At 72.2% G+C, this 22,049-nt stretch carries 13 protein-coding genes; 8 read left to right on the forward strand and 5 right to left on the reverse strand.

Annotation, left to right across the window (positions count from 1 at the left end; translation table 11 throughout):
• The first annotated feature begins 57 nt into the window (after nt 1–57).
• The 4 genes from AB0B83_RS01590 to AB0B83_RS01605 all read left to right on the forward strand — a co-directional run bounded on the left by AB0B83_RS01590 (nt 58) and on the right by AB0B83_RS01605 (nt 5,170).
• Nucleotides 58–2,436: an acylase gene (locus AB0B83_RS01590; RefSeq protein WP_357576496.1), complete on the forward strand. Its 2,379-nt coding sequence runs from the start codon at nt 58–60 to the stop codon at nt 2,434–2,436.
• A 291-nt stretch (nt 2,437–2,727) separates the two neighbouring features.
• The gene (locus tag AB0B83_RS01595; RefSeq protein ID WP_357576497.1) at nt 2,728–3,873 is read left to right on the forward strand and encodes a hypothetical protein; all 1,146 of its coding nucleotides are present in this window, start codon (nt 2,728–2,730) and stop codon (nt 3,871–3,873) included.
• Nucleotides 3,874–4,167: 294 nt separating this feature from the next.
• Complete coding sequence (yidD, locus tag AB0B83_RS01600; RefSeq protein ID WP_357576547.1) at nt 4,168–4,587, forward strand: membrane protein insertion efficiency factor YidD; 420 nt, start codon at nt 4,168–4,170, stop codon at nt 4,585–4,587.
• Between the two features lie 94 nt (nt 4,588–4,681).
• A complete protein-coding gene (locus AB0B83_RS01605) occupies nt 4,682–5,170 on the forward strand; it encodes a hypothetical protein (RefSeq protein ID WP_357576498.1) in 489 nt (162 codons plus the stop codon).
• Nucleotides 5,171–5,174: 4 nt separating this feature from the next.
• On the opposite strand, the gene AB0B83_RS01610 is transcribed toward AB0B83_RS01605, so the two are convergent.
• Nucleotides 5,175–5,612 (reverse strand): VOC family protein, encoded by a 438-nt coding sequence (locus AB0B83_RS01610; protein ID WP_357576499.1) that lies wholly within the window; start codon nt 5,610–5,612, stop codon nt 5,175–5,177.
• Nucleotides 5,613–5,696: 84 nt separating this feature from the next.
• Complete coding sequence (locus tag AB0B83_RS01615) at nt 5,697–6,086, reverse strand: MarR family transcriptional regulator (RefSeq protein ID WP_327031153.1); 390 nt, start codon at nt 6,084–6,086, stop codon at nt 5,697–5,699.
• A gap of 133 nt (nt 6,087–6,219) precedes the next feature.
• Here AB0B83_RS01615 and AB0B83_RS01620 point away from each other — a divergent pair, with 133 nt between their 5' ends.
• Nucleotides 6,220–7,452, forward strand: a complete 1,233-nt coding sequence (locus AB0B83_RS01620) for a multidrug effflux MFS transporter (protein ID WP_357576500.1) — start codon at nt 6,220–6,222, stop codon at nt 7,450–7,452.
• A 151-nt stretch (nt 7,453–7,603) separates the two neighbouring features.
• On the opposite strand, the gene AB0B83_RS01625 is transcribed toward AB0B83_RS01620, so the two are convergent.
• Nucleotides 7,604–9,166, reverse strand: coding sequence for a sigma-70 family RNA polymerase sigma factor (locus AB0B83_RS01625; protein WP_357576501.1), 1,563 nt, complete (start codon nt 9,164–9,166; stop codon nt 7,604–7,606).
• 204 nt (nt 9,167–9,370) lie between these two features.
• Between AB0B83_RS01625 and AB0B83_RS01630 the strand changes: the two genes are divergently transcribed.
• Nucleotides 9,371–10,549 carry an aminoglycoside phosphotransferase family protein gene (locus tag AB0B83_RS01630; RefSeq protein ID WP_357576502.1) on the forward strand — a complete coding sequence of 393 codons (1,179 nt, stop codon included), beginning with the start codon at nt 9,371–9,373 and terminating at the stop codon, nt 10,547–10,549.
• Nucleotides 10,550–10,621: 72 nt separating this feature from the next.
• On the opposite strand, the gene AB0B83_RS01635 is transcribed toward AB0B83_RS01630, so the two are convergent.
• Together AB0B83_RS01635 and AB0B83_RS01640 are read right to left on the reverse strand one after the other, a co-directional pair.
• Nucleotides 10,622–11,389, reverse strand: a complete 768-nt coding sequence (locus AB0B83_RS01635) for a hypothetical protein (RefSeq protein WP_357576503.1) — start codon at nt 11,387–11,389, stop codon at nt 10,622–10,624.
• A 188-nt stretch (nt 11,390–11,577) separates the two neighbouring features.
• Nucleotides 11,578–12,030 (reverse strand): macro domain-containing protein, encoded by a 453-nt coding sequence (locus tag AB0B83_RS01640; protein ID WP_357576504.1) that lies wholly within the window; start codon nt 12,028–12,030, stop codon nt 11,578–11,580.
• A gap of 500 nt (nt 12,031–12,530) precedes the next feature.
• On the opposite strand from AB0B83_RS01640, the gene AB0B83_RS01645 reads away from it, so the two are divergent.
• Both AB0B83_RS01645 and AB0B83_RS01650 read left to right on the forward strand, forming a co-directional pair.
• On the forward strand, nt 12,531–18,980 hold the full coding sequence (locus tag AB0B83_RS01645; RefSeq protein ID WP_357576505.1) for a sigma-70 family RNA polymerase sigma factor: 6,450 nt from the start codon (nt 12,531–12,533) through the stop codon (nt 18,978–18,980).
• Nucleotides 18,977–22,042 (forward strand): helicase-related protein, encoded by a 3,066-nt coding sequence (locus AB0B83_RS01650; RefSeq protein ID WP_357576506.1) that lies wholly within the window; start codon nt 18,977–18,979, stop codon nt 22,040–22,042. The genes AB0B83_RS01645 and AB0B83_RS01650 overlap by 4 nt, the downstream gene beginning before the upstream one ends.
• Nucleotides 22,043–22,049: the final 7 nt, after the last annotated feature.

Genomic DNA, 22,049 nt, shown 5'->3' on the forward strand with positions numbered 1-22,049 from the left:
GCGAGAATGCCGGTCGTGTGAACTTCTCACACGTCCACCGGACGGGAGGAAGTCCCGATGAGGCCAAGGCCGCTCTGCGCACTGGTCACCGCCCTCGCCACGGTCGCCACCACAGCGGTCGCCGGCGTCCCGCCGGCCGCCGCGCGGCACCATGACGGCGGCTACTCGGCGGAGATCCGCCGGGCGTCGTACGGCGTCCCGCACATCACCGCCCGCACCTTCGCCAGCCTCGGCTTCGGCGTCGGCCACGTCCAGGCCGAGGACAACATCTGCGTCATCGCGGAGAAGACCGTCACGGTCAACGCCGAGCGGTCCCGCTACTTCGGAGCGGCGGGCCCCACGGACGCGAACGTCCGCAGCGACCTGTTCTTCCGCAAGGCGATCGACGACGGCACGGCGGAGCGGCTGCTGCAGGGGCCCCGCGACGGCGTGCACTCGCCGTCCGACGAGGTCCGTGACCAGATCCGTGGCTTCGTCGCCGGCTACAACAGCTATCTGCGCCGCACCGGCGCGGCGAACCTCACCGACCCGGCCTGCCGGGGCAAGCCGTGGGTGCGTCCGCTGACCGAGCTGGACATGTGGCGCGCGAGCTGGGCCAGCATGGTGCGGGCCGGCTCGCGGGCGGTGCTCGACGGGATCGTCGCCGCCGCCCCGCCCACGGCCACCGGCCCGGCCGCCGCCCTCGACGCGCCGGGCGCCGCGGCGGTCGTCGCCGCCCGCGACGGCGCGCCCGCCGGCGTCGGCAGCAACGCGTACGGGCTGGGCGCGCGGGCCACCACGCACGGCGGTGGGATGGTGCTGGCCAACCCGCACTTCCCGTGGGAGGGGGCGGAACGCTTCTACCGGATGCACCTCAAGGTCCCGGGCCACTACGACGTGGAGGGCGCGGCGCTCATCGGCGACCCGATCATCGAGATCGGGCACAACCGCACGCTCGCCTGGAGCCACACCGTCTCCACCGCCCGCCGCTTCGTCTGGCACCGGCTCGCGCTGGTCCCCGGCGACCCCACCTCCTACTACGTGGACGGCCGGGCCCGGAAGATGACCACCCGCACGGTCACCGTCCAGGTGCCCGCCCCGGGTGGCGGCACGGTGCCGGTCAGCCGCACCTTCCACGACACCCACTTCGGTCCGGTGGTCGTCGTCCCCGGCACCTTCGACTGGACCACCACCGCCGCGTACGCGATCACCGACGTCAACGCGACAAACAACCGGGCGTTCGACGGCTGGCTCGAGATGGGCCGGGCGAAGACGGTCCGCGAGCTGAAGCAGGTCCTCGACCGGCGCCAGTTCCTGCCCTGGGTGAACGTGATCGCCGCCGACGCCCGTGGCGAGGCGCTCTACGCCGACCACTCGGTGGTGCCCCGGGTCACCGACGAGCTGGCCGCCGCCTGCATCCCCGCGCCGTTCCAGCCGCTCTACGCCAGCAGCGGCCAGGCCGTCCTCGACGGCTCCCGGTCGGCCTGTGCGCTGGGCCGCGACCGCGACGCGGCGGTGCCCGGCATCCTCGGCCCGGCCAACCTGCCGATCCGGTTCCGCGCCGACTACGTGACCAACTCCAACGACAGCCACTGGCTGGCCAACCCGGAGGCGCCGCTGGAGGGCTTCCCGCGCATCGTCGGCAACGAGCGCACCGAGCGCAGCCTGCGTACGCGCCTCGGCGTGGAGCAGGTGCGGGAGCGCCTCGCCGGCACCGACGGGCTGCCCGGGCGGGGCTACACCACGTCCCGGCTCTGGCAGACGGTCTTCGGCAACCGCGCGTACGGCGGCGAACTGCTGCGCGACGACCTGGTGGCGTTGTGCGCCGCGCAGCCCACCGCGACCGCCTCCGACGGGAGCACTGTCGACCTGCGGGGGGCCTGCGCGGCGCTGAAGGGCTGGGACCTGCGCGTCGACCTGGACAGCCGCGGCGCGCACCTGTTCACGGAGTTCGCCCTGTCAGGCGGCATCCGGTTCGCCGACGCGTTCGACGCCGCCGACCCGGTGCGCACCCCGAGCCGGCTGAACACCGCCGACCCGCGCGTGCTCACCGCGCTCGCCGACGCCGTCCGCAAGCTCGCCGGCATCCCGCTCGACGCCCGCCTGGGCGACATCCAGACCGAGCCGCGCGGCGACCGGCGCATCCCGATCCACGGCGGACGCGCCGAGGCCGGCGTGTTCAACATGATCATTGGTCCGTTGGCGCCGGGCGTCGGCTACCCGAAGGTGGTGCACGGCTCGTCCTTCGTGATGGCCGTCGAGCTGGGCCGTAACGGCCCCTCGGGGCGGCAGATCCTCACCTACTCGCAGTCGAGCAACCCGAACTCGCCCTGGTACGGCGACCAGACCCGGCTCTACTCGGGCAAGGGCTGGGACACGATCAAATACACGGAGGCGCAGATCAAGGCCGACCCGAACCTGCGCACCTACCGGGTGGGGGAGGGCCGCCGCCACTGACCCGCGATCGTTCGCGCCCGTCCGGTCACCGCGACCGGGCGGGCGCGACCGCGTTCACGGCCGGGGCAGCCGGTCCCTGCCGCCATTGGTCGGCACGCGACGCGCCGTCGGGCCTGCCCCGCGCGCCGTCGACACGCCCGACGACGCGAATCGACTCGACGAAATCCACCTATCGCCCGTTTTCGCCCGTCGTTCGGCCATTTTGCCCGTTGCGGCGTGTCCCCGTCGGCCGTTGTCACCGTTGACGGTTGTGACACCCCGGTTGGTGGCCTGCACGGCGAAGGAGTCGGCATGGCAAGGACTGATTCGACGGGTTCCACGTGGCGGTACCGGTGGGTGCACCGGCAGAACGAACGGCGGCGGCGGGAGTTCCGCAGCGCCGACAAGGCATGGCGAAGACGCGACGACGAACTGCGCCGCCTGCGTACCCTCGCCGAGGAGTTCCAGGGCTCGGCCGCGGCGGGCGCCGGCCTGGCGCTGGAGCTCGCGCCCGACGAGGTGGTGTTCTGGGTGCTGCCGGCCGCGCAGCTGGTGGAGGTGCGACACACCACCGTGCTGCCCGCGCCCGACCTGACGGTCGCCCCGGCGGCCGCGCCGCCGCGGCCCCGCAGGCCGGACGGCGTCCGGGTCGCCGACGCCGGCATGGCGGTGATCACCAACCGCCGGCTGGTGCTGCTCGGCGGTCGCGGCCGGCGCGACTGGGCGTACGGGAGGATGACCGGCCTGGCCCACGACCCGCACGCGCCGGTCACCCTCATGCAGGTGCTGGACCGGCGGCGCACCTCCGGGCTGATGCTCCCGGCGGACGTCGCCGCCGACTTCCGGTTCAAGCTGACCCTGGCCTTCGCCGACGCCATCGAGCAGCGCGGCGCGGTGCTCGACCAGCTCGACGAGGCGATCGCCGAGCACGCGCAGCTCAAGCCGTTCCGGCCGCAGATCGCGACCCCGGCGCAGGCCCAGCCCTTCGCGTTCGTGCCCGGCGGCCGGCGCACCGTGGCCGTCGCCGCCGGCATCGCCCTGCTGGTGCCCGCCGCCCTGCTGGACACCGACCCCGCCGACCCGACCGGCTCGGAGGTCGCCGTCGCCGCGACTCCCGCGCCGACCTTCGTCGCCCCGCCGGTCGCCCTCCCGGCCGCGCAGGCGAAGGTGCCGCCCGCCGCCTCGAAGCCGCGACGTGGCACCACCGCACCCACACCGACGCCCGCCCGCGAGCGGCTCTGCGGCGCCCCGACCAACCCGATGGGGTACGACTTCTGCGGCGGCGAGCGCATCCGCAGGCCGGCCGTCGAAATCTGCGACTGGTTCGACTGCGTACCCGAGTTCTGGGCCGGCCGCGGCCACCTGGTGCAGTGCGGCGACGGCTCGGTCAGCCTCACCGGCGGGCGGCGCGACGCCTGCGCCGGGCACGACGGAGTGCGCCGCACGGTCTGGCGCTGACGGCTCGGCGGGTGTCCGCACCCGGCTCCGCGGCACCCCGCGGCTCCGCGGCACTCCCGGTCGGGGCGAGGGCTCACGTGCGCAACGCTGTCGAGCTGATGTCGTAGACGATTCACCGCCCTCTGGTGGCATCAGCGGGCCGGACACCACCACCTGATGTCACAGCCGACTCAGCTCGACAGCGTCGTACGGTCCCTTCGCTGGCGGACCGCCTCGGCGCTGACCACCGAGCCGGCCACCACCGAGGCGAAGGCACGCCATCCGAGAGATTCGGGGTGGCGCGGAAGTCGCATGATGTTCCCTGTGATCTACCTGAAGAGCGACCAGCGTCGCAAGAAGAAGAGCCGTTTCGACAACTGCGACGCCTGCAACTGCGACATCCCCTGCTGCGACCTGGGGCTCTTCTCCACCCTGCTGACCCTGGGCGCGCTGGGCGCCCGGCTCGTGTCGCCCGGCCGGGCCTCGGCACCGCCGACCGTCGCCGCCGGGCGGGCGCCGCTGGTGGACCGGGCCGGGCGGGCCGCGATCCTTGGCTACCGGCGCTGGCTGTCGCACCGCTGGCCCGGGCAGTGCCGCTTCACCCCGACGTGCAGCGCGTATGGGCTCGCCGCCGTGGAGCGCCACGGGCTGGCCGTCGGCGGGCGGATGGCGGCCGACCGGGTGCGCCGCTGCCGGCCCGACGTGCCGTGCGGCACCCACGACCCGGTGCGCTGACCGGGGCGCCGGCGCCCCGGACCGCTGTTCGCCGGGGCGCCCTGAGCTGCGGGGATACCCCCATCGGCGCCTCGGGATCGGTCATGATGACAGGATGGAGATCCGCTCCGACGACGGTGCCCGGGTGAGGATCCGGCCGGTGGGCTACCAGCCCGGGGTCGGGCCGCCGGACGACCCGGACGAGGCCGCGGACTGGGACGACTGGCTGCTTGTCGAGACCGACGCCCGCACCGCCGACGGGCAGGCCTGGTCGCACCTCGAACCCTGCCTGACGGTGGCCGAGGCGTACGCGCTGGCGGGCTGGCTGCGGCAGCAGGCGGAGACGACCGGTGACCCGGCGGAGCCCCTGGCGGTGGCCCGCTTCACCGAGCCGAACCTGGCCTTCCGCGCCCGGGTGCTGCGCCGGCGCCGACTGGCGCTGACCGTCGAGTTCTCGTACGAGTCGCTGCCGCCCTGGATGCGGCGGCAGCCGCTCGGCGCGGTCTACCCGTTGACGCTCACCGTCTCCGCCGACGCCCTCTCCGTGGCCGCCGAGCAGTGGGCGCGCGAAGCCGACGCGTACCCCCGCCGCGTCGCTTCCTGACCGCTCAGTCCGGTGGGGTGAGGTCGGGGACGGTGAGTGAACCGTCCGGGCCGAGGGGGAAGCCCGGGTTCCAGGCGATCTCCCAGACGTGCCCGTCGGGGTCGGCGAAGCAGCCGGCGTAGCCGCCGTAGAAGGTCTCGCGTGCCGGCACGGTCACCTCGGCCCCGGCGTCGGCCGCCGCCGTCAGCAGCTCGTCGACCTCGCCCCGGGAGCGGACGTTCTGCGCCAGCGTCGTCCCGCCGAACCCGCCTGCGCCCCGGTCGTGCACGCCCGCGTCGGCTGCCAGCTTCTCCCGGCTCCACAGCACCAGGGCCAGGCCGCCCGCCTGGAAGAAGACGGTCTCCTCGACCTCCTGGCCGCGCCAGCCGAGCCGCTCGTAGAAGGCGCGTGCCCGGGCCACGTCGGCGACGCCGAGCGTCACGAGACTGATCCGCTGTTCCATCACCCGACGACCCTCCACCCACGACCCGGCACCGTCCACCGTCACCGTAGCGGCGAAGCCGCCGGCCGTTCCGGTTCCGGTGGCTCAGCCCCGTCCCGTCATCCGGTCGGCGAGGCGGCGCAGCGCCGGGGCGGCGGCGAGCAGCGTCTCGCGGTCCGGGGCGTCCAGCTCGGCCAGCGCGGCGGCGAGCAGGTCGCGCCGGTGCCGCCCGTACGCGGCCATCCGCTCCCGCGCCGCGTCGGTCAGCTCCAGCCGGATCGTGCGCCGGTCGGCCGGGTCCCGCTCGCGGTGCAGCAGCCCGGCGGTGGTCAGCTCGCCGACGAGGGTGCTGACCGTGTTCGGCGCGGTGCCCAGCCGCTCGGCGGCCTCGCGGACGCCGATCCCCGGGCGCCGCTGCACCAGCCGCAGCACCTCCACCTGGGCGTCCGGCAGGGCGGTGCGGCCGACCCGCTGGGTGGCCGTCCGGCGCAGCATCCGGTGCAGGTCACCGAGCGCTCCGCCGAGCAGGTCGACCGTCTCGTCCGTCACAGTCAGGCCTTCCGACGCCGAAATGGCTCTGTAGTCAGAGCTATCGTAGCCGGGCCGAGCCGTCAGTGAGGGGACCGCCATGCCGCACGCCACCGCGCCGCCCGTCCGACCGGACGAGCGCGTCGCCGCGCCCACCGGGCGGGCCGCCGTCGTGCTGCTGGTGCTGCTCGGCACGCTCACCGCGTTCGGGCCGCTCTCCCTGGACACCTACCTGCCGGCGTTCCCGGAGATGACCCGCGACCTGTCCGCCAGCCAGGCGCAGATCCAGCTCTCGCTGACCACCTGCCTCGTCGGCATGGCGCTCGGCCAGCTCGTCACCGGCCCGCTCAGCGACCGCTTCGGGCGGCGCCGGCCCGTGCTGGTGGGCGTCGCCGCGTACACCCTGCTGTCGCTGGTGTGCGCGGCCGTGCCGACCGCCGAGACCCTGGCCGCGGCGCGGCTCGCGCAGGGCTTCGCCGGCGGCATGGGCGTCGTGGTGGCCCGCGCCGTCGTGCGTGACCTCTACGCCGGCCGCGAGGCCGCCAAGTACTTCTCCCGGCTCACCCTGGTCTTCGGCGTCGCCCCGATGGCCGCGCCCGCCTTCGGCAGCCTGGTGCTGCGCTACGGGGACTGGCGTACCGTCTTCGTCGCCCTCGCGGTGATCGGCGCGCTGCTCGCCGCCGCCGTCGCGTGGCGGCTGCCGGAGACGCTGCCCGCCTCGCGGCGCAGCACCGGCGGCCTCGCCGCCACGGCCGCCGCCGGCCGCTCGCTCTTCACCGACCGGATCTTCCTCGGGTACGCGCTGGCGCAGGGCCTCGCCTTCGCCGCGCTCTTCGCCTACATCTCCGGGTCGTCCTTCGTCTTCCAGGACGTCTTCGGCGTCTCGGCCGGCGCGTTCAGCCTCATCTTCGGCGTCAACGCGCTCGCCCTGGTCGCTGCCGGCCAGCTCAACGCCCGCCTGCTGGACCGCTTCGCGCCCCGCACCCTGCTGCTGCGCCCGCTGGGCGTGGGGCTGCTGGCCGCCGCCGTCCTGCTCGCCGGCGCGCTGCTCGGCAGCCTGCCGCTGGTGGCGGTGGCGCTCTTCGTCTTCATGGGATCCCTCGGCATGGTGATGCCGAACGGCACCGCGCTCGCCCTGGACCGGCACCCCGCCCACGCCGGTACGGCCGCCGCGCTGCTCGGCACCATCCAGTCGCTGGTGGGGGCGATGGCCGCCCCGCTGGTCGGGCTGGGCGGCGAGGGCAGCGCCGTGCCGATGGCCGTGGTGCTCGCCGGGGCGGCGGTCGCCTCCCTCGCCGTCGTCGGCACCCTCGCCCGCACCCGCCGCCCCTGACCGCCGCCCCTGATCGCCGTTGCCGTCGCTGTCGGTGCGCGCGGGACACGACGGATGCGGCGGCTGAGTTGGCCGGGCGACCGGCCCGGCACCGATTGGCGTCGGGCCGGTTGCGCCGTGGCACCGGGTCACCCTCGCAGGTGCGGGATGTTCAGTAGTCGATGTTGATGGCGGCGATCTGGCGGGTGCCGTTCCAGACGATGGCGGGGCCGGCGAAGCGGGAACTGGCGTAGGTCAGCGCCGTCTTGTGGCCGGGGCTGTTGAACCACGCCTCGATCATCTGCTCGGGTGAGGAGTTGCCCGAGGACGCAAACAGGACCTCGTGGCCGCAGTGCTCGAAGGTGCCGGCGTCCAGGTTCTGCTTCACGCAGGCCTCCGCGGCGCGTTGCTCCGTCGTGCGCAGCCTGACCTCGGGCAGCCCGAGCGCGCGACGTCGCTCGTTGAGCAGCACCAGCAGACGCTGTTCCGCCGCGGACACGCCGGTGGACGTGCCGGCAGACCTGGCCGGCGACTTCGTGGTCGGCGACTTCGTGGGCGTCGGCGATCTGGTCTTCGGTGATCTGGTCGGCGTCGGCGTCGGCGTAGTGGTGGAGGCGGAGCGCGAGAGGGTCGGGGACCGGTCGAGCGCCGTCGGGGAAGGGGACACGAGCGCAGGCTCGGTCGTCCCGGAGGCCGGTGCGGTGACCGCTGTCGAGGACCGCGCGCCTGTCGCGCTCAACGGCTGCCTGCTCGGCTCGGCGGCGTAACCGGCGAGGATGAAACCTCCGCCTCCGACCACGGCGACGGCCGCGAGGACGCCGACCAGGGCCTTGGGCAGGGACACCGCTGCGACGCGGGCCTGCTGGAGCAACCCGGCGGTCTTCGCGTGGCCGCCCGCCGACGCGGCGCCCCGGGACGTGCCGGCGGTGGTACGCACCCGCTGCGTGACGTGCCAGGCGAGACCGGCCGGGAGCGGCGTGAGCGCCAGGCCGGCCAGCAGCCGCTCGGCCGGGACCAGGTCCGACGTGACGTCCGGGCAGTACGCGCAGGTTCGGATGTGCCGCGCCAACCGCTTACGCCACACCGGCGCCGGTCGGCCGTCCCAGTCGGTAGCCGTGTCGAGCAGGCCGGCGCAGCCGGGCCGGGCGGCGAGGGCCCGCACCACCAGCCGAGCGGTGTCCAACTGTGCCTTCATCCGGGCCACGCGGACGGTCACGTGGTGCGGGTCCAGTTGCAGGGCGTCGGCGAGGTCGGCACGGGAGAGGTGGCCGGCCTCGACCAGCCACCACAGGGACAGCAGGTGGCGGTGGTCGTCGTCCAGCCAGCGCGTGGCCAGGGCGACCTCGCGGCGCTGGTCGGAGAGACGGAGCCGGGTCAGGGTCAGATCCTCGAAGTCGGAACCCGGATCGATCACGCTGTCGATGTCCTCCGGCGACGCCGGTGCGGTGTGCCGGTACTGGCGGGAGGTGCGAACCTCGTTCATGGTGACGGCCACCAGCCACGACCGGAAGAGCCGCGGGTCGCGCACGCCCGCCAGCCCCCGCACGACGCTCAACATCGTGTTCTGCACGACGTCGTCGACATCCGCCGACCGGTTCAGTGCCCGGCCCACGATGTTGTAGACAAGTGGCAGGTAGTGCGAGACGAGTTCGTCCATTGCCGCCGGGTCGCCGCGACGCGCGGCGTCCACCACCGCCGACATGTCGGTCCTGACCGGGTACGCGTGATCGGTCACGCTCACAACCTCGCCTTCACGAGACATTCTCGTACCTACGTGGAGACTGGTTCGCACCTGTCCAGGTCACACAAACTCACGTCGTCGTCGGGGCGCCTCTGAAAGTACCGGCCACCAGCGCGCCCCCGGCATGCCACAGCGGCCGGTGCGACGTGGGGTGTTAACCGGTCGCCCCGGCCCGGCGGGCGCCGGTAGCGTGCCGGCGTGTCCCACCGCATCGTGACCCTCGCCCTGGTCGATGCCGCCGGCGCTGCGCTGGGCGCACTGCCGCCGTTCGACGTCCCGTCGCCCTGGTGGCAGGAGGCCGCCCCGGTCGTGGCCGAGGCCCGCCAGCGGTACGGCGTCGAGGTGGCCGTGCTCCGCCTGCTGACCGGCGACGCGCCGCAGCCGATGGGCGGCACGGTCACGTACCTCGCCCAGGTCGACGGGCCGCCCGCCACGCCGCTCGTACCGGCGAACCTCGACCTGTCGGCGGACCCGCTGCGCGCCCCCTACGCCGAGCCCGGCGGCCCGGCGCGCAGCCTCGCCTGGGCGACGGCGGAGCTGCGGCGGCTCGGCCGCCCGGCGGAGACCGTCACCCAGCAGCGCACCTGGAACCTGTCGGCGGTCTGGCGGCTCGACGGGCCGGGCGGCACGGCCTGGCTGAAGCAGGTGCCGGTGTTCTTCCGGCACGAGGCCGCGGTGCTGCGCTGGCTCGGCCGGGCCGCGCCCGGGAGGACGTCGACGCTGCTCGCCGACGACGGCGACGGCCGGATGCTGATTGAGCACGTGCCCGGCGAGGACCGCTACGGCGCACCCGTCGAGGAGCGGCTGGCGATGGCCGCCGACTTCCACCCGGTGCAGGTGCGCTCCGCCCCCGATGTGGCGGAACTGGTCGCGGCGGGCGTGCCCGACCTGCGCGCCGACGCCCTGCCGGGCTGGATCAGCGACCGGCTGGTCGGCTGGGACACCTCGCCAGTGCAGTCCCTGCTGGCGGGGCTGGAGGCGCGGCTCGACGAGGTACGCGGGTGCGGGCTGCCGGACACCCTCGTGCACGGGGACCTGCACCCCGGCAACGTGCGCGCCGACGCCGGGCGGCACGTGGTCATCGACTGGGGCGACGCGTTCGTGGGACACCCGGCGTTCGACGCGCTGCGGCTGGTGGAGGGCCTCGCCGACGACGTCGCCGCCCCGGTGCTCGCCGGGTGGTGCGCGCGGTGGCGGGCCGAGGTGCCGGGGTGCGAGCCGGAGCGGGCCGTGGAGCTGCTGCGGCCGGTCGCGGCGCTGCGCCTGGCGGCCGTGTACGCGATGTTCCTCGACGGGATCGAGGCGAGCGAGCGGGTCTACCACGCCACGGACGTCGACACCTACTTCACGAAGGCGCTCGCGTTCGTTGCCCCCTGACTCCACTGTGGTGGCGGATGCGGGACACCCGCACGCCGGCTGAGCGGGGCGGATCCGGTGGTGGGACGGCGTTCACTCAGCTTTGGCGCCCTCGCCACCCCAGGTCGCCAGCACGGCGGAAAGCTCCTCCAGCAGCGCGTCGACCTGTCCGCAGTCGTAGCCGCGCGTGGCCCTGGGCAGGTCAGTGCGCGCCTCGTCAAGCTCGGCTTTGACCTGATAGCGCTGCAACGTCCGGCCCGAGATCAGCGCGTCCTGGCCGCGTCGGATCAGCTCGTCCACCCGCGCCGGGTCGTAACCGCGCAGACCGATGGCGAAGTTGGGCGAGTCGAACCGCTCTCGGCGTAGTCGCCGGACATCCGTGAAGCGGCCTCCTCCGAAGCGAGCGAGGGCTGCCGCCACCTCATCCGCCGGCTGTCGAACCCTGTCGAGGTCGAGGAGGGTCAGGCTCGCTCGTTCATCGACCGGGCTCCGGGCGGTGAGAGGGCGATCGATGGTCGACCCGGCGGCCGGCACCAGCAACAACGACGGGGAGGCGGGCTTGCTGCCGCCAGGCGACGGCACCGATTCATCAAGGACAATCGCGTCGATCTCGGCCCACGGCACCAGCCGGTTGAGCCCGGCAACCCGCAGGGTCAGCCCCTCGGGCCCGATGAGGAACCTGAACGGCTTCAGCTCGCTGACGACGAATACGCCACCCAGCAGGGCCGTGATTCCACCGAAGAGCAATGCACCAACCGAAGGGGACGAACTGGCCGCGCTCCCGCCCAACAGCACGAGCACACCGATCGCCAGGAGAAAGGCGCTGAAAACCAGCAAGCGCCGACTCTTACGCAGCTCCATGCCCATACCTCGATCTCACGCGGACCACCGTGGGAAGCATGGCACGGGGGCACAAACGACCAGCCGCTGTGATCATCAAGGCGATGAGTTGCGCCGAGATGGCTCGCACGGTGGCATACACGGCGGCGGGAAGGATGTGTCAGCCGCCGGTTGAGCGCACAGGCTCGTCGCTGGTGTTCTTTGACAGGTCACGTGAGCTCGTACAGACACACCTGCACGCCCGGCAGTTCGGCGAGGGCCGTCTCGACGAGGGGCCGAACGTCGGCCCAGTCGAGGCCGCCGTTGCCGCAGCCGAGAGCCGGCACCGCCACCGAGCCGATGCGGTTGTCGCGCAGGACGCGTACCAGATCGGGTAGCCCGGATTCGATGTCGGCGAGGCGGGACGGCGAGCGCCAATGGCCCTTGGTCGGGAAGTTGACGACGTAGCGGTGCCGGCCCGGCGTGCCCGAGTCGTACACGAACATCCGCCCGAGACGGACGGTGCCGGCGGCGCAGGCCGCGCGGTACGCGGTGAAGTTCGCGGGATGGGCCCTCTTGAAGGCCAGGGCGAGCCCTTTGCCCATCACCCCGACGGTGTTGACCGGGTTGACGAGCGCCTCGACGTCCGCGTCGAGCAGGTCGCCGTGCCGAATGCTGATCACGAAGCCGTTGCTACCACTCGGTTGTGACACCGGACATCTGACGTGCCTCGGCTGTCAGCGCGGTTTGGGCTGGCCCTCACTCAGGCGTGGTGTCCTGCACCGCGCCGACTGTCGCGTGTCTGACACTGCCGCTCCGCCCGGGTGCCTCAGCTCGCTGGCGACGGGCGCCGCGCCGGGTGCCGACGCCGGAGCCGCTGTTTCCGCTCAGCAGGGCGAACGCCGGATTGCCGGCGAGTAGTTGCGCGTGCGCAATATCGACTTCGTAGGTTATTGACGGCGGGAACAGGTGAGCCGAGGCCGGCCGATCGGTGGAACCTCGGGGGTCCCGCTGGTAGGACTCTTGTGGGTAGGGTCCGGGGACCGCCAGTGGGGAGGTGGGAGCCGTGCGTCAGCGCGGAGGTGACCGACTGCTCGTACGACGAGCCCGCCTACCGATCTCCTGACGACAGGTCGATCCGTCCCGTCCTGGCCGGTCCACCCAGCAGAACCAAAGGTGCCGCATGCTTTCCCGCTCCACGTCCTCGACGGAATCGCCCGCACTCATCCGGGACCGGGCCACCTCCCTGGTCGAGTACCTGATGGCCGTGCGGGCGCAGCTGGAGAAGCCGGCCCGGACGGTTCCCACCGCCGACGCCTTCTGGCAGCACGACTTCCCCGCGCACGCCGCCTGCGAGGTGGGCGTCTCGACCGACGGCGCCAGCTGGCTGCGGGTCGGCCTGCCCGCCGCCACGAGACCGATCAGGACGCCCGCCGAGTTCACGCCGTACCTGGCCGGGGCGCCCTCGTACGCGGCCGAACCCCGGCTCGTCGGCGACGAGGAGACGGTCGAGAGGCTCCAGGAGCGGTTCGCGCAGTGGCGGGAACGGGAGTGGCGCCCCTGGGCCGACCAGACCCGGCGTACGGAGGCGACGCGGCAACTGCACCGCAGCCTGTTCGACCTGAAGCACCGCGTCGACATGGACGCCGCCACCCACGAACTCGTGTGGGGCCACGGCGTCATCCGCACCGACGTCGCCGGGCACCGGGTGCAGTACCCGCTGGTGGTGACCCCGGTCACCATCGAGTTCGACGCCGACCGGTCGATGGTCACGGTGGCGCCGCAGGGCGCGCCCCGGCTCCAGACCGACCCGCTGACCGGCCTCGACGAGCGCTACCTCAGTCAACTGCTCGCGCTGGCCGGCTCCGGCGGTCAGCTCGACCTCGACGTCTGGCACGACCTCGACCGCGTCGAGTTCTTCGAGCGGGCGCTGCGCCGGCTCGGGCACGACCCCGTCGTACGGGACAGCGGCGCGGCGGCCCCGGCCGGCCCGCACGTGCACGACACGGGCGTGCTCTTCGTCCGGCCCCGGCAGCGGATGCTGCGCCGCTTCCTGGAGGAACTGCGCGCCCGGCTGCTCGCCGGCGACACCGCGAGCATCGGCTCGCTGGCCGCCATCCTGGCGCACGAGCCGAGCCGGCTGGAGATGCCGCAGGACCAGCCGGCGCGGTGGGCGCCGCTGGGGGAGCGGCTGCTCATGCCGCTGCCGACAAACGAGGCACAGGAGTCCATCGCGCGCCGGCTCGCGCAGCACCGCAACGTCGCCGTGCAGGGCCCGCCCGGCACCGGCAAGACCCACACCATCCGCAACCTGATCTGCCACCTCATGGCGCACGGCAAGCGGGTGCTCGTCGTGGCGCAGAAGGAGGACCCGCTGCGGGTCCTGCGCGACGGCCTGCCGAAGGAGATCCAGTCGCTGTGCCTGGCGGTGCTGGGCCGCTCCACCGACCAGCTCGTGCAGCTCCAACTGGCCGCCCGCGAACTCTCCGACCGTGGGGCGACCCTCGACAAGCGGGGCGAGCAGCAGCGCGTCGACCGGCTGCGACGGCAACTGGAGGAGGCCGAGCGGGACCTCGGCCAGGCCCTCGGCGGCCTGCGCACCATGGCCGAGAACGAGTCCGCGCACTACGAGATCGACGGCATCCGGCTGTCGCCGAGCGACGTCGGCAACTGGCTGCGCGAGCGGGCCGACCGCTACGGGGACATCCCCGACGCCCTCGCGCCGGACGTGGCCGCGCCGCTGGGCGTGGAGGAGTTCACCGAGCTGCTCGACATCGCCCGGCGTACCGTCCGACAGGACCGCACCCAGGCGCTGCGGCACCTGCCCACGGCCGCCGAACTGCCCGCGGAGGCCGCCGTCCTCGCCGGCCGGCGCGAACTCGCCGCCGCCCGCGAGGAACTCGACCGGCTCGCCGCCGCCGGGGTCGTCCTGCCGGAGGTACGCGCGTTCGGCCGGCCGGCGCTCGACGACCTCGTCGGGCAGCTGCGTCAGGCGCTGACCCTGCTCGCCGGCCGCGAGGGGGCGTGGACCGACCGGCTGGCCACCCTGCTCCAGGCCGACCCGAACTGGCAGACCAGGTGGCAGGACCACGTCGCGGCCTGCCAGCGCGCGCTCACCGACCTGACCGCGGCGACCCGGACCCTCGCCGGCCACCAGGTGAGCGTGCCCGAGGCGCAGCGCGCCGAGCCGCGCCGCCTCCTCGCCCAGCTCGGTGAGCTGCGGCAGCGGTTCGCGACCGGCAAGGGCGTCAACCGGCTCTTCCAGAGCACCCTCGCCCGGCTCGCCGCCGAATGCCGCATCGACAGCGAGCCCCTGCGCACCACCGAGGACGTCGACATCGTCGTCGCGTACGTCACCCGGCTGCGGCTGCGTCAGGAGCTGAACACCCGGTGGACCGAGTGGCGGCAGCTGCTCAACCTCCCCGACGACCTCGGCGACCAGCCCGACCTGTGGGTGGGTCGGCTGCTCACCGACGCCGCCACCGCGCTCGACTGGGACCGCCGCCGCTGGCCCACCCTGAACGCCACCGTCCGCCGCCTGGTCCCCCGGGCCGAGCAGGCGGTCGACGTACGCCGGCTGACCGCCCTCGCCGACCTGGTCTCCCGGTGCGCGACCGTGTTCGACCACGACCAGCTCGTCGCCGACGAGCGGGCCCTCGGCACGGTGCTCCAGGAGGGCATGTCGCGCACGGACGCCAGCGAGCTGTGGCGGCTGCTCGACCAGAGCCGCCAGCACGCCGACCTCGAAGGGTGGGACGGCATCCTCGCGGAGGTACGCCGGCTCGCCGCCCTGCGCCCCGACGCGCAACGCTTCGCGCAGCTCACCGAGCGGCTGCGGCCGGCGGCGCCCGGCTGGACCGCCCAGATCGACGACGGCACCGCCGTCGCGATCGGCGGCACCGGGGCCGACTGCCCGCACCGCTGGCAGTGGCGCCGCGCGCAGACCTGGTTCGACACCGTCGTCGGCAGCGTCGACCCCGTCGCGCTGGGCCGCCGGATCGAGCAGACGCGGGAGCGGATCCGCCGGCTGACCCAGGAACTCGTCGTCGCCTCGTCCTGGCTGGAGGTGTCCAAGGCGCTCGACGACCGGCGCCGGGCCGCCCTCGCCGACTGGACCACGGCCCTGCGCAAGATCGGCAAGGGTACGGGCAAGAACGCCGCCCAGTGGCAGGCACACGCCCAGCGGGCCATGAACTCCGCCGTCGACGCCGTGCCCGTCTGGGTCATGTCCGTCGACCGGGCCATCGAGCAGTTCGCCGGCGGCGCCCACTTCGACGTCGTGATCGTCGACGAGGCGTCGCAGGCGGACATGTTCTCCCTGCCGATCCTCAGCCTCGCCGAACGGGCCGTCGTCGTCGGCGACGACCAGCAGATCGGCCCGCAGCTGTCGTTCGTCGGCACGGTCACCGGCCTGATCAACTCGCACCTGGTCGACGTGCCCTCCGCCGAGCACTTCGACCCGGAGAGCAGCCTCTACGACCACGCCGTACGCCGCTCACCCGAGCGGATCCTGCTCACCGAGCACTTCCGCTCCGTACCGGCGATCATCGGCTTCTCCAGCCAGACGTACTACGGCGGCGAGATCGAGCCGCTGCGCACCGACCGGCCCGCCGGCATCGGCGAACCCGTCATCGCCGTGCACGTGCCCGAGGGCATCCGCCAGGACCTGCCCACCTACGGCAACGTCAACGTCGCCGAGGCCGAGGCCCTCGTCGATCGGGTCGCCGCCATCGTCGCCGACCCCGCGTACGAGGGACGCACCATCGGGGTGGTGAGCCTGCTCAGCACCAGCGGGCAGGCCATCTACCTGCTCACCCGCCTGCGCGAGGTGGTGGGCGAGGAGGAGATGGAACGGCGCCGGCTGCGCGTCGGCGACCCGTACACCTTCCAGGGCGACGAACGCGACATCGTCCTCGTCTCCACGGTCGTCTCGCCGCACAACGGCATGGTCTCCGCCTTCACCAAGCGCGACCACCACCGGCGGGTCAACGTCGCCGCCTCCCGCGCCCGCGACCAGCTCTGGGTCTTCCACTCCGTGCAGCCCGCCGACCTGCGCGAGGACGACGCCCGGGGCCTGCTGCTCACCTACTGCCAGAACGTCACCGCCGCCGACGAGGCGTACGACGACCTGGAGAGGCGCTGCGACAGCGACTTCGAACGCGCGGTGCTGCGCCGCATCCTGACCCGGGGATACCGGCCGCTGCCGCAGTACCGCATCGGCGGATACCGGATCGACTTCGTCCTCCCTGCACCCGACGGGCGGCGGCTCGCCATCGAGTGCGACGGCGACGCCTACCACGGGCCGGACCAGTGGGAGAGCGACATGCGCCGGCAGGCGGTGCTGGAACGGGTCGGCAACTGCGTCTTCGTCCGCATCCGGGGGAGCGTCTTCAGCCGGGACCCGGAGGCGGCCCTGGAGCCACTGTGGGAGCGCATCGCCGAGCTGGGCATCACCGTTCCGCCGGAACCGCCCGCCCCACCGACTCCGCCGGTTCCGCCAGTTCCTCCGGTTCCACCCCGGCCAAACGGCAGTGCGGCCGTCGCAGGGAGGTCGGACACGCCCGCGCCTCGTGTCATTGCGGTTGTTCCTGTACCGCCGTATGCGCGGGCGTCGCCACCTCCCATGCCCAGGGTCGAGCCCTTCGAGCATGTCGCTGTAGCGAATCCGGACATGTCGGTCCCGGTCGTCGAACCCCTCAGAGCGGCGGTCGACGAACCATCTGTGACGCCGGTCGAGGCGACCGGTGAGCCGTCCACCCCAATCTGGCCCTCCGTGCGGTTCAACGAGCCGCTTCCCAGGGAAGTCGTCTTGGCCGGTGCGGTCGAGGAACTTGCTCCGCCTACTCCTGCCGTGGTGCTCGGCCGGCCGGCGCCCGACCCGGAGCAACTCCCGGCCCCCGAACCGGCCCCCACTGGGGCGTCGGTTGCCGTGCCGCCGTCGCCCCGTGTCGCTTCGGCCCCGGTCGTCGACGACTCGGTCGCAGAGCCTGCGCCTGTGGTAGAGGCATCGGTCGTCGTGCCGCTGTCCTCACCGACCGCCACCTCAGAGGTCTCCGTACCCATTGCAGATGCCCTGGTGGACGAGCTGCGCACCAACCTCGACCGCCGTGGTTCCCGGTCGCCGCAGTCGGTCGTAGCCGACTTCGTCGCCCGGCACCGGTTGACCCACCGCCAGATCGATGCACTGGTGGTCGCGCTGACCCGAAAGCCGTCGCACGCAGCACCTCGGGAGGACCCGCCTGCCACGATGGGCCCGGCCGTCGAGGGCGCACCAACGGATGGTGCGGAGGAGACTGCCGAGCCGGCGGAACTTTCGGAGGACCAGGCCGACGCATTGGACGTCGAGGCGGCACAGGCCGAGGACGATGCCCCCGCGGACGACGACCTTGCATGGATGTTCGGAGACGACTCGCAGGCGCCGGCAGCGAGAGCGGTCGACGACGTCGTGGGTCAGACGCTCGACGACCTCCTAGGTGACTGGGCACGTAGCGGCCAGCTGAGCCGTGCCGACGTCGCACTGCTGGCCACGAAGCGGAAGCTGTCGTCGGCGCAGCACGGCGAGTTGCTCAGCCTGTTGGAGGACGCAGGCGTCGACCTTCCACGGTCAGCGGACGTTCGTCCGAAGCAGGCTGCGCCCAAGGGGTACGAACATGACGGTGACTCGGTCGGCCAGTACCTGCGGGCAATCAGCCGTTACCCCCTCATCGGCGCGTCACGCGAGGTCGAACTGTGGTCGTTGATCTCTCAAGGCGTCACTGCTCAGGATGAGTTGGAGGCAAGAGGTGAAGAGCTGGCGCCGAGCGCCCGCTCGAGTCTCGAACGCCGCGTAGCGGACGGTAGGCGCGCACATGCGGAGCTGGTCTGCGCGAACCTGCGATTGGTGGTCTCGATCGCCAGGCAGCGCCACTACGACCGCAGCGGTGTCGAGTTCGCCGACCGGATCCAGGACGGCAACGTCGGCCTGATGCGGGCCGCCGACAAGTTCGACGGATCGATGGGAAACAAGTTCTCGACCTATGCGACGTGGTGGATCAGGCAGAGCATCGATCGGGGCATCGCAGACCGAGGAAGGACGATCCGCATCCCGGCTCACCTGCACGAGAAGATGCAGAAGGTGCGCCGGGCGATCTCGCGACTGACATTGAAGCTCGACCGTGAGCCCACCTTGGCGGAGATCTCCGAGGAGACGGGCGTGGAGCCTGGATCAGTGCAGGCGATCCTCGATCTCGATCGTCCGCTGATCAGCATCGACATGCTACTGGGAGACGAAGGTGACCTACGCCTGTCGGACATCCTGCTCGACGACGACAACCGCGACGGGCGTACCGATCCCGCCGAGATAGTCATCCACGCGATGTTCCGTACGGACGTTGCCCATACCTTGAGTTCACTCTTGCCGGACCGGGCTGTCCGCATCCTCGAGCGCAGGTTCGGGCTCAAGACCGGCGACGAGGAGACGCTGGACGCCATCGGCGCTCACTTCAACGTCACCCGTGAACGGATCAGACAGATCCAAGGCAAGTCGTTGGCGACGCTGAGGGAGAGCGAGGAGGTCGTCGCGTTGCGGTCGTACCTGGTCGACGATTCGAAGGCCGGCGAGTTCGGCGTTCCCGTGAGGAGGAAGGCGTCATGAGCGGCGTGGGGGACCAGTCTCTGGAGCAGGCCTGTGAGGCGTTCGTCGACTGGCTCGACCGACGAGTGGTGGCGGCGGGCCGTGGCGACGGCTTGAGCCGGCTCGAGGTGGCACCCTCCGGCACGTTCTGGTTGGGCCGGCTCGCCTGCGAGGACGAGGTGCGCAAGGACGTCTCCGACGACCGGTCGGAGCGTCTCGACCCGTGTGCCATCGCCATTCGGCTCCGCCCTGCGGCGGCGCCACCGTGGTCGATGACGGTGACCGTACGGGCGCGGGCGTGGGTGAAGGATCCGAAGGACGGGCCGGACCCGGACCGGCGCTGGTGGCGGACGGGCCTCGTCGAGGAGGTCGTGTCGGTTCTGGCATCCGGCGAGGGCGGAACGTTCGGCGGCAAGCAGCTCCGGGATGCCTTCGCCGCGGTGGGTGCCCCCGGTCTCTCCGCCGAGGTGCGGGTGGACGTGGAGGACTGGCATCGGCAGACCGAAGTCGTGGTGCAGCTGGTCAACACGAGCCCGGAGAAGAAGGTATCCGACCTGACCGACTCCCATCTGTACGAGACGCAGCTCGACGTCTCGGGCCTACCTGCTGTGCCATTCGAGCTGGAGGCGCTGCCGGACAGCTTCCGATATGACCGGAAGGTGCCGGCGTACGGTGTGAACGTCGGTGTCGAGGAACTGGCGGCCGGCGTGTTCCGCACGTCGGACAGCGTCAGCGTGCGGACCTACCGTCCCGACTACTGGAGTGGATCGGCCCCGCAGCCGGACCTGTCCTTCATGAGGCTCGCATCCGACCCGCTTCCTCAGCTCCAAGCCTTGGTTGACGCGCTCCACGAGTACGACCACGCCCACTGGTCTTCGAAGACCCTCGACGCGCGGCAGGCCGCCGAGGGCTGGACGCTGGACATGCGAGCCAGGGCCGACGAGTCTGCCGAGCAGGTGTTCGCGGAACTGGCGAGGCTCCGGGCCGGTCTCGCGCTGCTACGCGGTCGCTCTGAGATCCTCCGCGCCTTCCAGTTGATGAACAAGGCGATCTCCCGGAGCGCCGAGGGACGCGGGTACACCTCCTGGCGGCCCTTCCAGGTCGGATTCCTGCTCTCAGCCATTCGCTTCCTCGCCGAGCCGGAGGAGGAGGCCCGCTACGTCGACACGGTCTGGTTCGCGACCGGTGGCGGCAAGACGGAGACCTACCTCGGATTGCTCCTGACGGCGGCGTTCTTCGACCGCCTCACCGGCAAGACGATGGGGGTGACGGCGTGGTCGCGCTTCCCACTGCGGCTGCTGAGCCTCCAGCAGACCCAACGGTTCGCGGATGCCCTTGCCGGCGCGGAACTGGTGCGCCGGGATGAGGGCGTGAAGGGCGCACCATTCAGTCTCGGCTTCCTCGTCGGGCGGGCAGGCACGCCGAACAGGATCGTGCCGAAGACTGAAGGCGACGAGATCACCCCGGACAGCCCAGGCATGCCGGACAAGTACCGGGTTCTATTGCACTGCCCCTTCTGCCGGGACGAGAACCTCCAGATGCGCTTCGACCGCCAGCGGTGGAAGCTCGAACATCGCTGCACGAGCGGGAACTGCCCCTGGAAGGGGCAGGCTCTGCCGATGTACGTCGTCGACCAGGAAGTGTTCCGGTTCCTGCCGACCGTCGTGGTCGGCACTCTCGACAAGGCCGCGTCGATCGGACTGCAGCAGGCGATGCGCGGTCTCGTCGGCCCGCCGCAGAAGCTGTGCCCAGTCGAATGGCACGGCTTCACGTACGCGGAACGGTCCAAGAACCCCAACGGCTGCCTGGTTCCGGACTGCCAGGGCGGCAAGGCCCTCAAGCCGCTGCCGATGGACCCGAAGCGGTTCGGCCCCTCGTTGCGGCTGCAGGACGAGCTACACCTGTTGCGGGACAGCCTCGGCGCGGTCGACTCCCACTACGAGAGCCTGCTCGACCATCTCCAGTTCGAGCTCTGTGGCACTCGGGCGAAGATCGTGGCGAGCAGCGCGACGCTCACCGGCTACGAACACCAGGCCAAGGTCCTGTACCAGCGGGAGGGGCGCGTCTTTCCGCAGCCCGGTCCACGGGCGGGTGAGTCGTTCTGGACCGTCCCGACAGAGAAACCGCTACGCCGGTTCGTGGCCGTCGCGCCGCGCGGCGTCACGTTGGAGCACGTCAGCGACCGGACGCTCGACGCCCTGCAGCGCTGCGTCCGGCAACTCAAGGACGACCCCGCGAGCGTCTGCGCCGAAGCCGGCATCGACCGGAAGCACGTGGACATGCTGGTCAGCCTGTACGGCACCGACGTGGTCTACGGTTCGACGCTCTACGACGTGGAAGCCGCCGGGCGAAGTCTCGGAAGCAACAACACGGTCGAGGGCATCAACGTCGAGCAGCTCACCGGGCAGACCGAGTTCGACGACGTCCGGGCGATCCTGGACCGGTTGGAGAAGCCGGAGGAGGACTTCGCCGAGCGGATCCACGTCGTGGCGGCGAGCTCGATGCTCTCGCACGGGGTCGACGTGGACCGGCTGAACACCATGGTGATGTTGGGTCTGCCACTGACGACCGCTGAGTTCATCCAGACCACGGCGCGGGTTGGCCGCAGGCACCCTGGCCTGGTCTACGTCCTGCACAAGATCGGTCGTGAACGCGATGCGCAGACGTTCCGGCAGTTCACGCAGTACGTCCGGCAGGGTGACCGCTTCGTCGACGCCATTCCGATCACTCGTCGTAGTCGCCGGGTACTGGACCTCACGGTCGCTGGCGTGGTGGGCGCGCGGACGCTGATGATCCGCGAGCCGGCCAGCAAACAGCGGCTCAGCACGCCGGCGAAGCTGCGTCAGTACGCGCGTGACTCCGGGATGACGCCCGCGGCCGAGGCAGCCGCGGTGGCTTCGGTCCTCGGCCTCGACGGAGCGGAGGACTCCCTGCATCGGGAACAGATCGCCGAATGGTTGCAGGCGTGGTTCGCCGATCTCGAAGACCCCGCCACCAGGGCCACGTTCGTCAGCGAACTCGGCCCTCGATCACCGATGACCAGCCTCCGCGATGTCGAGGCCAGCGCTCCCATCCACGACTGACAGGCGG

Origin of the sequence: Micromonospora sp. NPDC049060 (genome assembly GCF_040649055.1) — a bacterium.
GTDB lineage: Bacteria > Actinomycetota > Actinomycetes > Mycobacteriales > Micromonosporaceae > Micromonospora > Micromonospora reichwaldensis.